Below are 14,806 nucleotides of genomic sequence, written 5' to 3'. Positions count from 1 at the left end.
TATCTGTCGTGCGACAAAGTGATACTATTAAATATGAATTGGTAAACCTAAAGCCAATTCAGCTGTATCCATAGTAATTTCGCCCAATGATGGGTGTGGGTGGATTGTTAAAGCAATGTCTTCTGCATTCATGCCAGATTCAATAGCTAAAGCTAATTCAGAAATCATGTCACTTGCACCGACACCGGCAATTTGTGCACCGATGATGACATTGTCTTCTACAGTTGTAACTAAACGCATGAATCCTTCAGTTTTATCTAAAGAGATTGCACGGCCGTTACCAGCAAATGGGAATTTGTAGCCTTTTGCTTCGATTCCCGCTTCTTTTGCTTCTGCAACAGTCATACCAACGCTTGCCAATTCTGGATCAGTAAAGGCAACAGCTGGCATTGCTTTGTAATCAACTGCAACTTTCTTACCAGAAATTGCTTCAGCAGCAATTTTTGCTTCGTAGCTTGCTTTATGCGCTAACGCAGCACCTGGTACGATGTCGCCGATTGCGAAGATGTTTTTCACGTTAGTACGTCCTTGGTTATCAACTGGGATTAAACCACGTTCGCCAATTTCAACGCCCGCTTGTTCTAAGCCTAAGTCGTCTGTGTTTGGACGACGTCCAACAGTGACCATTACGTAATCTGCTTCAACACTTTCTTCTTTTCCGTTAACTTCATATTTAACAGTGACGCTATCGCCATTGTCAACAGCTTCTTTAGCCATTGCAGAAGTCACGATTGTTACGTTTTTCTTCTTGAAATCGTCTGTGACAACTTTAACCATATCTTTTTCATAAGTTGGTAAAATTGATGGGCTACCTTCTAAAATTGTTACTTCTGAACCTAAGTTAGCATAAGCGCCACCTAATTCAGCACCGATGACACCGCCACCGATAATAACGAATTTTTTAGGAACTTCTTTTAAGTTTAAACCGCCTGTAGAATCTAACACGCGTCCGCCAAATTTGAATCCTGGGATTTCAATTGGACGAGAACCTGTTGCTACAATAGCATTATTGAATGAGTAAGTTTGTGCTGAGTCTGGGTGAATAACACGCAATGTATTTTCGTCAACGAAGAATGCTTCGCCTTCAATAATTTCTACTTTGTGTTTTTTCAATAACATGCCAACGCCGCCTGTTAATGATTTAACAACTGTGTTATCTTTCCAGTCTTGTGTTTTTGCAAAGTCTAATTCGACTCCTTTAGCTGTTACACCAAAAGTTGAAGAATCTTGTGCTTCTTGGTAATGATGTCCAGCAGCAATTAAAGCTTTTGAAGGAATACATCCAACGTTTAAACAAACGCCTCCGATGTATTCACGTTCGATAATCGCAACTTTTTGACCCATTTCTGCGGCACGAATTGCGGCAACGTATCCTCCAGGACCAGCTCCGATTACGACTGTATCTAGTTCAATGGCGAAATCTCCTACTACCATTTGTTAATCATCCTTCCATTAATAGTAATTCTGGATCAGCTAATAAGCGTTTAATGTTGTTCATTGCTTTTTGAGCAGTTGCGCCGTCAACGATACGGTGGTCAAAGCTTAATGATAATTTCATCATGCGTCCCACAACGATTTCGCCGTCTGCATTAACAACTGGTTCTTGTGCAATTGTACCAACGCCTAAAATAGCAACTTCAGGGTAGTTGATTACTGGTGTAAACCAGCCGCCACCGACTGAACCAATGTTACTAATTGTGATTGTACCATCACGCATATCTTGTGCAGTTAATTTGCCTTCGATAGCCAATGCTGCTTTTTCGTTGATTTCATCAGCGATAGCAAACATGCTCTTCGTATTAGCATTTTTAACATTTGGTACATATAAGCCATGATCTGTATCAGTAGCGATACCAATGTTAAAGTAATTTTTGTAAACAATTTCTTGTGCTGCGTCATCAATTGATGCATTCAAGATTGGGAATTTTTGAACAGTTGAAGTCAATGCTTTTACAACGTATGGTAAGAATGTTAATTTTGTACCATTTGCAGCAGCAACATCTTTAAATTTCTTACGGTGATCCCATAATTTAGAAACTTCTACTTCATCATGTAATGTTACGTGAGGAGCAGTGTGTTTGCTGTTAACCATTGCTTTAGCAATTGCTTTACGTGTTGGTGTCATTTTTTCACGTGTTTCCATTTCGCCTAAATCAGAAGTAAAGGCTTTTGGCGCTGCTTTAGGTGCAGCTGCTTCCGCTTTAGGTGCTGCTTCTGTTGCGGCAGCTTCAGTAGCTGGTGCTGCTTGAGAACCACCAGAAGCAAAGGCATCAATATCCGCTTTAATGACACGGCCACCTTTACCAGTTGCAGTTACTTGTGTAATATCAACGTCTTTTTCACGTGCATACTGACGAACAGATGGCATTGCTAAAACGCGTTTGTTTGGATCCGCGGCTGCAACCACACCTGTTGAAGCGGCTGGAGCTGATGCTTCCGCTTTAGGAGCGTCAGTAGCTGGTGCTGCGGCTGCCGGTGCTGCTGAATTATGACCAGGTGCGTCAATTTCAACTAACACGTCACCCACATTGGCAACTGTTCCTTCTGGTACAACGATATTTTTTACAGTACCTGTTACTGGTGATGGAATTTCTTCTACTGATTTGTCATTTTGTACTTCTAATAATGAATCATCTTCATTAATTGTGTCGCCCGCTTTAACGAACCATTTAACGATTTCGCCTTCGGCAATTCCTTCACCGATGTCTGGTAATTTGAATTGGAAAAATCCGCCAGCTGCTTCGGTTGTTGGTACAGCAGCAGGTTGTGCTGGTGTTTGTTCTTGTGCAGGAGCTGCTGGTGCTGCATCGTTATCTTCGTGACCAGGTGCGTCGATTTCGATTAACACGTCACCAACGTTTGCAACTGTTCCTTCTGGTACAACGATATTTTTTACAGTACCTGTTACTGGTGATGGAATTTCTTCCACTGATTTGTCATTTTGTACTTCTAATAACGTATCGTCTTCGTTGATTGTATCGCCAGGTTTTACAAACCATTTAACGATTTCGCCTTCGGCAATCCCTTCACCGATATCCGGTAATTTAAACTGATAAGCCATTTTTTAAGTCTTCCCTTCTTCGTTGGATCTGTCTATTTTCTTAGGAGCAAAACGCGGGGAAACGACTATAGTAGCTGAACATTTCATGCCTATAGCCGTATTCCACCTGTTTAATTCTTCGTTTATCTACTTCGAATAACTATTAAAATTCGACGATTTCTCTAGCTTTTGCTTCGATATCTTTCGCATTTGGTAACCAGATATTTTCTGCTTGTCCGAATGGGAAGATTGTATCTGGAGCAGATACACGTCCGATTGGTGCTTCTAATGATAATACGGCACGTTCAGAAATTTCAGAAACAACCATAGCGCCAACGCCAGCTTGTTTTTGTGCTTCTTGAACGACAACCACACGGCCAGTTTTTTCAACAGAGTTAATAATTGTTTCCACATCTAAAGGAGCCACTGTACGTAAGTCAATGATTTCTGCTGAAATATTGTCTTTCGCTAAGCTATCAGCTGCTTTAATCGCTTCACGAACCATAGCACCGTAAGTGATGATTGATACGTCTGTTCCTTCACGAGTTACAGCCGCTTTATCTAAAGGCACTTCATAAGCTTCGTCTGGCACTTCCTCACGGAATGAACGGTATAATTTCATGTGCTCTAAGTAAACAACTGGATCGTTGCTACGAATAGATGAAATTAATAGTCCTTTTGCATCGTAAGGGTTTGATGGAATAACAACACGAACACCTGGTGATTGTGCGATTAATCCTTCTAAGTTATCTGAGTGAAGTTCTGGTGTATGAACACCACCACCAAATGGGGCACGAACAGTAATTGGCATATTACGAGTTCCACCCATACGGTAACGCGTACGAGCCATTTGACCAACGATTTCGTCAAATACTTCAAAAACGAAACCAAAGAATTGGATTTCAGGAACTGGACGGTAACCTTGCAAGGCAAGACCGAAAGCCAATCCACCGATACCAGATTCAGCTAAAGGTGTATCGAAGACGCGGTCTTCACCAAATTTTTCTTGTAAACCTTCAGTTGCACGGAAAACCCCACCGTTGTTACCAACGTCTTCACCGAAGATTAAGACATTTTCGTCTTTCTCTAATTCAAGAGCTAAGGCATCTGTAATTGCTTGGATCATAGTTTTTTGTGCCATTTTTATTTCGACTCCTTCGCTTCATAAAATGCAATTTGTTCTTTAATTGTTTGAGGTTGAACTTCAAACATATTTTTCAAGAAATCAGAAACTTTTTGTTTTGGCGCTTTATCCGCTTCTGCAATCGCTACTTTGATTTCTTCTTTTGTTTTTTCAATAATTTCTTCTTCTTTTGCTTCAGACCATAAGCCTTTATCTGTTAGATATTTACGGAAACGAGTCAATGGATCTTTTTGTACCCATTCGTCATCCATTTCTTTTGAACGGTAACGTGTTGGATCGTCTCCAGATAAAGTATGTGGACCATAACGATAAGTTAATGTTTCAATTAAAACTGGACCGTTTCCTGCAGCTGACCAATCGCGTGCTTCTTTTGCAATTGCGTAAACTGCTAATGGATCCATACCATCAACTTGAATACCAGGAATTCCTGCTGCAACAGCTTTTTGAGCTAAAGTTTTAGCCGCTGTTTGTTTTTCACGAGGTGTAGAAATCGCAAAACCATTGTTTTGGATAATGAAGACACCGTTTGCTTGGTAAGCACCAGCAAAGTTAATTGCTTCATAGAAGTCCCCTTGTGAAGAACCGCCGTCACCAGTATAAGTGAAGACAACATTTTCTTTTCCACGTTTTTTCAATCCTAAAGCAACACCAGCTGCTTGGATGTATTGAGCACCAATGATAATTTGTGGTGGTAATGCATTTAAATCTTCCGCGTAGTAGTTCCCTGCTACGTGACCACGAGACCATAAGAAAGCTTCTCTTAATGGTAAACCATGTTGCACTAATTGAGGTACATCACGGTAACCTGGTAGTAAGTAGTCTTCTTTTTCCATTGCAAATTGGCTTGCCAATTGGCTTGCTTCTTGTCCAGCTGTTGGTGCGAAGAATCCTAAGCGTCCTTGACGGTTTAATGCAGTAGAACGTTGGTCTAACACACGAGACCAAACCATGCGTGTCATTAATTCAACTAATTCCTCATCCGATAAATCAGGTACTAAATCTTCATTCACAATTTTTCCATCTTGATCCAAGATTTGGAAAGTTGGGAAATCAGCGTCGACTTTAGCCATTAGCTCTTTAAAGTCAATAGGTTTTTGTTTCTTAGCCTTTGCCATTTTGTCACACAATCCTCTCTATTACGTTTCTTTAATTTCGATAAAAGTAAAACAGAGTGCGAAACTGTATTACTTTTTATCGACTACACTTAACAAATTATCACTAAATTCGAAAAAGCGCAAGAAAAAAACTCTAATTTCTTCATTTTTTCACAAAAGAGCAAAACCGCATGTTTTTGCGGTTTAGTGATAATTTTCACAAACAAGAAAACGGTTTCCGTTCTACACTTCTTCTGTACTATTTTTCTCCTAACTGTTATATTCTATTTTGAAAATATTATATAACAGTTCTATTAATTCGAGTCCCCTCATCCCCGAGCTGGCTAGTAATCTGATTTCCGAACTTTGCGTTTTCATGAAAATTATCTTGAAAAAACCAAAAAATAAAAACCGTCAGCCGAGTAACCTACTCAGCATGCGGTTTTTTATTTTTTAGAGAACAAAGTTTTTTTCGTTAATTTTTATTTTTTTTTGGCTCGTTTTTTTGCCAAATACTTTACCTTAGGTTTTATCACGAACATTCATTGCTTAAAATCACCAAATTTTCGCAAAACGAGTAATACAGCTTAGCAAATTCTTTTCTCTTTCAGTAGATTTTACTAAATCCATTCCTTGGTAATTTTAATATATAAACGTTTAGCTACTTCAACAGTTAACATGTACGCAATGATGATTCCAAAGAACCATGGCCAGTAGTTAGCCGGAAGTTTCACAAAGTCAAAAACCTCTCTTATAGGCGTTGCTACAATCAAGAAACCGAGTAAAATTGCGCCTAAACTACTTAACATCACAGGCATTGACGCACGACTTTGAATGAATGGTATTTTCCGCGTCCGGACCATATGAACAACTAACGTTTGACTAACAAGTCCCACCATAAACCAACCTGTTTGGAATAAATGTTGAGTTGCCAAACTATTGGCGCTAAACACAAACCACATGACAAGATACGTTAGAATATCGAAAATACTACTTACCGGGCCAATACATACTGTAAATTTCGCTAGTCCGTTCGTTTCCCACCGAACAGGGCTTAATAACTCTTCTTCATCGACATTATCCCAAGGAATTGTCAACTGAGCCACATCATAAATCAAATTTTGAATCAAGAGTTGTAAGGAAAGCATTGGTAGAAATGGTAAAAAGGCACTGGCTACTAAAATTGAAAAGACATTCCCAAAATTAGAACTGATGGTAATTTTAATATATTTCATCATATTGCTAAATACTTTTCGTCCTTCAATCACACCAGATTCCAGTACATTTAAACTTTTTTCCAGTAAAATAATCGAGCTAGCATCTTTAGTAATATCAGCTGCAGTATCTACTGAAATGCCCACATCAGCTTTTCGTAATGCTGGTGCATCGTTAATGCCATCCCCCATAAAACCAACCGTATGACCTTTCGCTTGTAGCAATTCAATGATTTTAGATTTTTGCATCGGATTTAATTTGGCAAATAAACTAGTTTCTTCCACTTGCGCCCGCAACTCTTCATCTGTCATTGCTTCAATTTGAGAACCTAATAACACATGGGAAACTTCAATACCTACATCTTTACAGACTTTTTTGGCGACAATATCATTATCGCCCGTTAGCACTTTCACGTTGACACCATGTTCATGTAAGGAGCGGATAGCGCTGACGGCTGACTCTTTTGCTGGATCAAGAAAACCCATAAATCCAATCAATGTCATCTCTTTTTCATCTTCAACTGAATAAACTGCTTCTTTGTGGACATCTTTTTTTACAGCTACCGCTAACACACGCATCCCTTGTTTGTTCATTTGAACATTCACTCGGCGTAGTTCTTCTCGTACAGCACTGCTTAATGGTACAATTTCGCCATTAATTTGCGCATGCGTGCACACTTCTTCCATTTCTTCCACGGCGCCTTTCGTAATCATCAATTGATGATCATCTGCATTCACGACAACCGTTAAGCGGCGTCTGGAAAAATCAAAAGGAATTTCATCAATTTTAGTGACATTTTTAAACGGCGTTTTCCATTGATGCTCTTCATAAAAATTAATAACGGCAATATCCATTAAATTTTTCCAACCTGTTTGATAAGAAGAATTTAAGTAGGCTAAATTTAGAACCTCGTCACTCAAATCACCTAATGGATTCAAATGTTGAACCAAAACTACACGATCTTCGGTAATCGTTCCAGTCTTATCTGTACAGAGCACATCCATACCACCCAAATTTTGGATAGCCGCTAATTCTTTAACAATGACTTTATGTTTCGATAAGGATAATGCACCCTTGGCTAAGTTACTCGTAACAATCATTGGCAACATTTCTGGTGTCAAACCAACTGCAACGGCAATCGCGAAGAAAAACGCTTCGCCCCAAGCACCTTTAGTTAAACCATTAATCAAGAAAACGATTGGAAACAAAATCATTACCATTCGTAATAAAAACTTACTGACTTTTGCTAAGCCTAAGTCAAAACTAGTTTTTCCTCGTTGTGTTGTAGCATTTTTAGCAATATCACCAAAAAATGTATGTTGCCCAGTTTTTAAAATAATCGCTTTTCCTTGTCCACTCAAGACATCTGTGCCCATAAACACTAGGTCTTGCATATCTAATGCAGAAACCTCTGTTTGTTGACGATCCACACCTGCATCCACAAATTTTTCGACAGGCATGGATTCGCCTGTTAGCGACGATTGATTAACGAATAAATCTTTGGTCCAAATCAACACGGCATCTGCAGGAATCATGTCTCCTGTAGCTAAAGTTACAATGTCTCCTGGAACAATTTCGTCCATTGGAATTTCTTTCGTAATTCCTTCCCGTGTCACTGCAGCGGTATTTTCAATTAATTCTTTTAAATCCAAACTCGCTTTTTGAGAACGATATTCTTGTATAAAAGCAATCAAGACACTGGCTAAAATCATCACGCCCATCACGATAGCGGCTTCGAAATCTTTCGTTAAAGTTGAAACGACCATCAATAAGGCTAAGACATAGACAAACGGATCTTTGAATGCACTTAAAAATAAAATAATTGCTGGGGTTGGCTTTTGTGCAGAAACTTCGTTTGGTCCAAATTCCTCTAATCTTTTTTCGGCATCTTCATTCGAGAGTCCTTTTTCAGATGTCCGTAATTCCATCATTAATTCCCGTTCAGAAAGCAACGCCAATTTACGTAATTCTTGATCTTTGGTGGCTTTTCTCATATCCATTGTTTTTTTGTTCATCATTTTCTTTTCCTCCAAGGTTGTGGTCACCTGCCGAAAAGAGCGCTAAAATCTTCTCCTTTCGTTGGTGACTGTATTTTGTTTCTCTGTTCACTTCCAGGGTCTTCCATGACAGTCATCCTTTCTTTTTCTTATTTATACTTCCAGTGAATAATTGCTTTTTTGCCAAACACACAAAAAAGGACCTACTCAACAATAGAGTACGTCCCAAAATACCATCTTTAAATAAGATTCTCTATCGTTGAGCTTTAGCACTATAGGGCGTAGATAACATGTATCAGCTACATTATGAATAACCTTCACGATTATTCCTGTTCAACCAACTAAGGGTCTCTCGATCCTTTCGCGGCAGCAGCATTTGTCCAAATAGGAGCCTCACCTAACAATTATTCAGTTTTTATCCACTTCTTATAATAGAGGAGTTTGACATTCTTGTCAAAAGATTTATGACTTTTTTGTTATAAATAAAAAATGACTACTTTAAAATTTCCTTTATTTCTGCTTTTCGCTCAGGAATAAACCACATGACTAAAACAATCGTATCAATAATCAGGACAGCGATTGGCGCTACCATTTTACCCACAATCAACGCAATAATATTCAACACAATCGAAAGCGTTAATTTTGGATAGTGGCCAAACAAACGTTGTACTTCGGATTTGGGCCCATTTGCCTGAATTAATGCCCGCACCACTAGATAATAAGCAACATCAGCTCCTAATACTACTAAGCCATACAAAGCTTGTGGCGGCCAAGAAAACGGATGTTCACCTACCCAACCAGTAACAAACGGGAAAAACGTCAACGTCAAAATTAATAAATTATTCATCCAAAGGACACGTCCATCAATTTTACGGACACTTTGAAATAAATGATGATGATTGTTCCAATAAATTAATAAAGTAACAAAACTAATTAAATAAATAATGATTTTGTGTCCAGATTGGGTCAGAGCAGACCAATCTGCTTTTTCAGGAATTTTTAATTCTAAAATTAATAACGTTAAAATAATCGCAATGACTGCATCTGTAAATGCTTCTACACGTGTTTTCGGCATCATTTCCCCCTACTTTCATAAAAATTAAATAACTTACCCAAAGTAAGTATAACGCATTTCTGTAAAAATTCAATTATTTATGAAGTCTCTCGGTTGTTGAAGTTCCTAAAAACGAGTGCAAGAGCCCCACTTAAAAGTAAGCCTCTTGCACTCGTTATAGAACAAATCAGTTATTGGAAGACGCCTGCCTGATAAGGTGCTAACTGCATCCGTTTCTTCACCGTAAAATCTTGATTCCCTAATAATTGTTGCCACTTTCTGCCTAGTAATTTATTCGGCAAGTCAAATTGGCACTTTTCTCCACTTAAATTGACAATCACTAACGCTGTTGCCTCAGTTGTTTTTCTTAAAAAAGCAAAAACAGACGGATGATTGGGCGCTAATAGTTCAAACTGTCCATCTGTAAAGACCGGATTGTCTTTCCGCAACGCAATTAACTTTTTATAATAATTCAACACGGATTGCGCATCCGTTTCTTGGTCAGCCACATTTATTTCTTTGAAATTGGGATGAATTGCTAACCACGGATGCCCCGAGGTGAATGAACTTGCCTCTTGACTCGTCCACTGCATAGGCGTACGCGAATGGTCCCGCGTCCAATGCGCCACTTCTTTTAATGCTTGTTTCGCATCGTAGCCACTTTCTATAAGCAAACGATAATGGTTATGAGAATCTTTAGCATCTAACTCGTCAATCTGTTGAAACGGATAATTAACCATGCCGATTTCCTGTCCTTGATAAATAAACGGTGTTCCTCGCAAGAGCAAGGCGATTGTTCCAATCGCCTTAGCAGAATGAGAGGTTTCATTGCCTAAAATTGAATTGATTCTGGGATTATCATGATTTTCTACATATAATGCATTCCAGCCTTCTGTCCCTAAATGCTTTTGCCAGCGAGCCATTACTTTTTTATAGCCTAAAATATTTAACCGTTCTTCTCCTGGCTTTCCTTCTCGAACATTGTGCTCTAATTCAAAAATCATATTCAGATAGCCCGCATCATTGGTCCATTCCACCGCTTTTTTACTTGAAACGCCACTAGCTTCCCCCACTGTCATGATGTCATACTCAGCAAAAATAGCTTTCAAATCCAGCATATAGTCTTCAATGCCTTTTACATTCATAAATGGAGCCCACGGATTCGTGGTAATTTTAAAATCCCAAGGTTCTTTTTGGATATGACTAATCGCATCCAATCGGAAACCATCAATTCCCAAATCTAACCACCAGCGAATCATCGCATAAATCTCTTCACGAACTTTAGGATTTTTCCAGTTCAAATCAGGTTGCTCTTTTGAAAACACATGAAAATATGCTTGCTTTGTACCCGCGTCATACGTCCAAGTCGAGCCACCAAAAAAGCTTTGCCATTCATTCGGCATACGATCTGGTGTCGCATCGGCCCATAAATAATACTCACGATACGGATTATCTAAACTTTTTTTCGCTTCAACAAACCACGGATGTTGATCACTTGTATGATTGACCACTAAATCAAGAATAATCTTCAAACCTAATTGATGCGCTTGGTCCAAAAGTTCTTGAAAATCTTCCATCGTACCAAATTCTGGCTGAATCCCTTGATAATCCGCAATATCATAACCATTGTCAACGTTTGGCGAAGTGTAAATCGGATTTAACCATAAAAAATCGACCCCTAGTTCTTTTAAATACGGTAATTTCTCAATAATTCCCTGCAAATCACCAATGCCATCCCCGTTGCTATCTTTAAAACTCCGAGGATAAATTTGATAACCGACAGCATTTTTCCACCATTGTTCCATCTTATTGACTCACTTTCACAACAAATGCTTGCCAAGGCGCTAACGAATAGTCTGCTAAAGCAGTGACATCTGTCGGCATATTTTCAATCATTACTTGTTCTACAGAAACATCTGCAGAAAATGGCTGAACTTTGTCAGAAAAGTTCGTTAAAACAAGCCAGCGTTCCTCACCATAGGTACGATAAAAACTGATCACTTCCTCCACTGTTTCCAGCAATTCAAAGTCGCCCCAAACAATTAAAGGATGTTCTTTTCTCAAACGAATCATTTCTTGGTACGTATAGAATAGTGAATTTTTATCTGCCAAAGCAGCAGCGACGTTAATCGTTTGATAATTGGGATTAACATCAATCCAAGGTGTACCCGTCGTAAAGCCAGCATTTTTTTCAGCGGTCCACTGCATAGGCCGGCGTGCATTGTCGCGACCTTTAGTATTAATTTTCAGCAAAATTTCTTCTTTAGAATATCCTTTTTCCAAATACTCATGGTACATGTTAATCGTTTCGATGTCCCGCGCTTCACGAATATCTGTAATCGGCGTATTGGTCATACCAATTTCTTCCCCTTGATAAATATAAGGTGTGCCTTTCATCATGTGCAGTAAAATAGCGAATAACTTACTACTTTCCAACCAATATTCCTGATCATTTCCCCAACGTGAAATCATTCTCGGTAAATCATGGTTATTCCAAAACAAAGAATTCCAGCCATCATTTCCTAATTCTGTTTGCCATTTTGCAAAAACCTGTTTCAACTTGGCAACTTCCATTGGCTGAAGGTCCCATTTTTCTTTACCTGGTTGTTGATCCAAGCTCATATGTTCAAACTGAAAAATCATAGATAATTCATGACGCTCTGGACTAGAGTACATTTTTGCAATCTCAGGTGTGGCCCCCCATGTTTCACCTACAGTTAACAGCTCTTTGCCGCCAAATGTCGCGGCGTTCATTTCTTGTAAATAACGATGTAAATGAGGCCCATTCGCGGTGATCTCTTCTCCTGGAATTTTACCCACTAAGTCAATTACATCTAAACGGAAACCGCCAATTCCTTTATCAATCCAAAAATTCATCATCTCGTAAACCGACTGACGCATTTGTTGGTTTTCCCAATTTAAATCTGGTTGTTTTTTACTAAACAAATGCAAATAGTATTGCCCACTCGCTTCATCAAACGTCCACGCCGAACCCGAAAAGGCAGATTTCAATCGGTTAGGCACACCGCCATCTGAAGCAGGATCAGCCCATACATAATAGTCTCGGTAGGGGTTCTCCTTGCTTTTTTTCGCTTCAATAAACCAACGATGTTCATCTGACGTATGGTTAACCACTAAATCCATAATAATTTCAATCTTTCGCTTTTTCGCTTCCTCAATTAGACGATCCATATCCGCCATCGTCCCAAACTCTGTCATAATCGCTTCATAATCAGAAATGTCATAACCATTGTCATCATTGGGTGATTGATAAACTGGTGATAACCAAATAGCCCCAATGCCTAACGTTTCCAAATAATCCAATTTTTCAATAATTCCTGGTAAATCTCCAATGCCATCTCCATTGCTATCCTTAAAACTGCGAGGATAAATCTGATAAACCACGACTTCTTGCCACCAATGTTTTTCCATTCTTCTTCACATTCCTTTGCTTAATTATTATGCTTGATATAAAAGAAAACCTTTTGGTAAAACCATTATCTGTTCTGAAGCAATTTCGATAGAAGAACTTAGCAAAACTTCTCGATCAGTTCTATCGACAAATTGTGTCTCTTGGCCAGTATTAAAAATCCCATAGATCGTTTGTTCCTCCAAACGACAAGCGAGTCTAATCAACCCCGTTTCAAAAGAAGTGCCTGTCCAATCGATTGTTCCACCAGAAAAAACAGCCGCATACTTTTTGCGAAGGGCAATCAATGATTTTACAAATTCCTTCAAATCCAAATCTTGCTGATTTTCCTCCCAAACCATACAACGACGACAATCAGGATCCATATCACCTGTCATACCAATTTCATCACCATAGTAAAGACAAGGGACGCCTGGTTGAATATACGTAAACGCTAATACTTGGCGCATCAGCTCTTTATCCTCTTTCGTTTCATGCAATAAGCGTGGTGTATCGTGGGAATCTAAAACATTAAACTGCATTTGATTCGTTTGTTGTCGATAAAGCATTAACTGGTTGTTCATTTCAGAGAGCATCTTTTCCAAGGACAGTTCTTGCTTGACAAAGTAGCCCATAATCGCATCTGTGTATGCATAATTCATCACTGCATGAAATTCGTCTCCTTGGAGCCAGCTTTGCGACGAGTGCCAAATTTCTCCTAAAATATAAAAATCTTTTTTTGCGTCATCACATGTTTGCCGGAATTTTTTCCAGAACGCATGATCCACTTCGTTTGCCACATCTAAACGCCAGGCATCAATATCATATTCCTCAATCCAATAACGAGCAATTTCTAAAAGATAGGCTTGCACCTCTGGATTTGCTGTATTTAATTTAGGCATATGCGGAGTGAATGCAAAAGTATCATAAGTAATGTTGCTTGCTTCTTCAAAATCAGCACTTTCTTCATAGCTAGCTGGAAACTCATTTACGTGGAACCAATCGGCATAAATTGAGTCCTGGCCATTTTTTAACACATCTTGCCATTGAGGCGAAGTGTCCCCCATATGATTAAAAACGGCGTCCAACATAATCTTAATGCCCCGTCGATGACACTCTTCGACTAAACGCTTAAAGGTAGCGCCATCACCAAAAGCTGGGTCAATTTTTAAATAATCAATCGTATCATATTTGTGATTAGAAAACGCTTCAAAAATCGGGCAAAAATATAAGCCGTTAACACCTAAATCTTCAATGTAATCAAGATGATCTAGCACCCCTTGCAAATCCCCACCAAAAAAATCTTGTCGATCTGGTCTTTTAGATCCCCACGGCAACGTCCCTTCAGGATCATTGGCGGGATCACCATTTGCAAAACGCTCTGGAAATATTTGATACCAAACCGTTTCTTTTACCCATTCAGGTGCTTTAAAACGATCGATTTCATGAAAATACGGCATCCGAAAATAATTATTCGCCATCGCTAAATACTTTTCTTCTAAAGGATAAATGCCGTGTTCGCCATAAAACGCCGTCAAGCCATCCGTCCCTACTAAAGTAAAAGCATATGAAAGGCGTTTAAATTTTGCACTTAATGCAATAAACCAGTAATCATATAACTCCGTAGATACTAACTTCTTCATTGTTAACGACTGTTGGTACCACTTTTCTTTCCCTAAAAGATAAGGATCTCCTTGCACTAATTGGACAGAGGCAATGTCGCCTTTTGCCGTACGCAAACGAATATGCATTGTTTCTTCTGTATAAAGATAAGCAAATTCACTTTCTGGACGATGGTAGATTGCAGCAGTGTTCATTTAATTCTCTCCTTTAATTGTCGCTTTTCGTGTATT

The 14,806-nt window shown here is 39.0% G+C and carries 9 protein-coding genes and 1 riboswitch; all 9 genes read right to left on the bottom strand.

Annotated elements, in window-relative coordinates; genetic code table 11:
* Positions 1-27 precede the first annotated feature (27 nt).
* On the bottom strand, positions 28-1,434 hold the full coding sequence (gene lpdA / locus IGL23_RS05795) for a dihydrolipoyl dehydrogenase (protein ID WP_002357765.1): 1,407 nt from the start codon (positions 1,432-1,434) through the stop codon (positions 28-30).
* Between the two features lie 7 nt (positions 1,435-1,441).
* Positions 1,442-3,061, bottom strand: coding sequence for a dihydrolipoyllysine-residue acetyltransferase (locus tag IGL23_RS05790; RefSeq protein WP_104869643.1), 1,620 nt, complete (start codon positions 3,059-3,061; stop codon positions 1,442-1,444).
* Positions 3,062-3,203: 142 nt separating this feature from the next.
* Positions 3,204-4,181 carry an alpha-ketoacid dehydrogenase subunit beta gene (locus IGL23_RS05785; RefSeq protein ID WP_002357767.1) on the bottom strand — a complete coding sequence of 326 codons (978 nt, stop codon included), beginning with the start codon at positions 4,179-4,181 and terminating at the stop codon, positions 3,204-3,206.
* Between the two features lie 2 nt (positions 4,182-4,183).
* Entirely contained in the window at positions 4,184-5,299 is a 1,116-nt protein-coding gene (gene pdhA / locus IGL23_RS05780; RefSeq protein WP_002357768.1) for a pyruvate dehydrogenase (acetyl-transferring) E1 component subunit alpha, read from the bottom strand.
* A gap of 599 nt (positions 5,300-5,898) precedes the next feature.
* Complete coding sequence (gene mgtA / locus IGL23_RS05775) at positions 5,899-8,511, bottom strand: magnesium-translocating P-type ATPase (protein WP_080279870.1); 2,613 nt, start codon at positions 8,509-8,511, stop codon at positions 5,899-5,901.
* Between the two features lie 223 nt (positions 8,512-8,734).
* Positions 8,735-8,902, bottom strand: a riboswitch (M-box (ykoK) riboswitch).
* An 81-nt stretch (positions 8,903-8,983) separates the two neighbouring features.
* Positions 8,984-9,565, bottom strand: coding sequence for a TMEM175 family protein (locus IGL23_RS05770; protein WP_010820795.1), 582 nt, complete (start codon positions 9,563-9,565; stop codon positions 8,984-8,986).
* 170 nt (positions 9,566-9,735) lie between these two features.
* The gene (locus IGL23_RS05765) at positions 9,736-11,349 is read right to left on the bottom strand and encodes a glycoside hydrolase family 13 protein (protein ID WP_010820794.1); all 1,614 of its coding nucleotides are present in this window, start codon (positions 11,347-11,349) and stop codon (positions 9,736-9,738) included.
* A 1-nt stretch (position 11,350) separates the two neighbouring features.
* Positions 11,351-12,976, bottom strand: coding sequence for a glycoside hydrolase family 13 protein (locus IGL23_RS05760; protein ID WP_430619684.1), 1,626 nt, complete (start codon positions 12,974-12,976; stop codon positions 11,351-11,353).
* A 27-nt stretch (positions 12,977-13,003) separates the two neighbouring features.
* Positions 13,004-14,770, bottom strand: a complete 1,767-nt coding sequence (locus tag IGL23_RS05755; RefSeq protein WP_033593927.1) for a glycoside hydrolase family 13 protein — start codon at positions 14,768-14,770, stop codon at positions 13,004-13,006.
* Positions 14,771-14,806: the final 36 nt, after the last annotated feature.

It is taken from the genome of Enterococcus sp. MSG3299 (genome assembly GCF_050555765.1).
GTDB lineage: Bacteria > Bacillota > Bacilli > Lactobacillales > Enterococcaceae > Enterococcus > Enterococcus faecalis.
Note: the sequence above shows the minus strand (reverse complement) of the source record. Positions and strands in the feature narration are given on the sequence as shown.

Coding starts and splice junctions, on each gene's coding strand:
- lpdA (WP_002357765.1), bottom strand. CDS start 1,434: ATGGTAGTAGGAGATTTCGCCATTGAACTAGATACAGTCGTAATCGGA.
- IGL23_RS05790 (WP_104869643.1), bottom strand. CDS start 3,061: ATGGCTTATCAGTTTAAATTACCGGATATCGGTGAAGGGATTGCCGAA.
- IGL23_RS05785 (WP_002357767.1), bottom strand. CDS start 4,181: ATGGCACAAAAAACTATGATCCAAGCAATTACAGATGCCTTAGCTCTT.
- pdhA (WP_002357768.1), bottom strand. CDS start 5,299: ATGGCAAAGGCTAAGAAACAAAAACCTATTGACTTTAAAGAGCTAATG.
- mgtA (WP_080279870.1), bottom strand. CDS start 8,511: ATGATGAACAAAAAAACAATGGATATGAGAAAAGCCACCAAAGATCAA.
- IGL23_RS05770 (WP_010820795.1), bottom strand. CDS start 9,565: ATGCCGAAAACACGTGTAGAAGCATTTACAGATGCAGTCATTGCGATT.
- IGL23_RS05765 (WP_010820794.1), bottom strand. CDS start 11,349: ATGGAACAATGGTGGAAAAATGCTGTCGGTTATCAAATTTATCCTCGG.
- IGL23_RS05760 (WP_430619684.1), bottom strand. CDS start 12,976: ATGGAAAAACATTGGTGGCAAGAAGTCGTGGTTTATCAGATTTATCCT.
- IGL23_RS05755 (WP_033593927.1), bottom strand. CDS start 14,770: ATGAACACTGCTGCAATCTACCATCGTCCAGAAAGTGAATTTGCTTAT.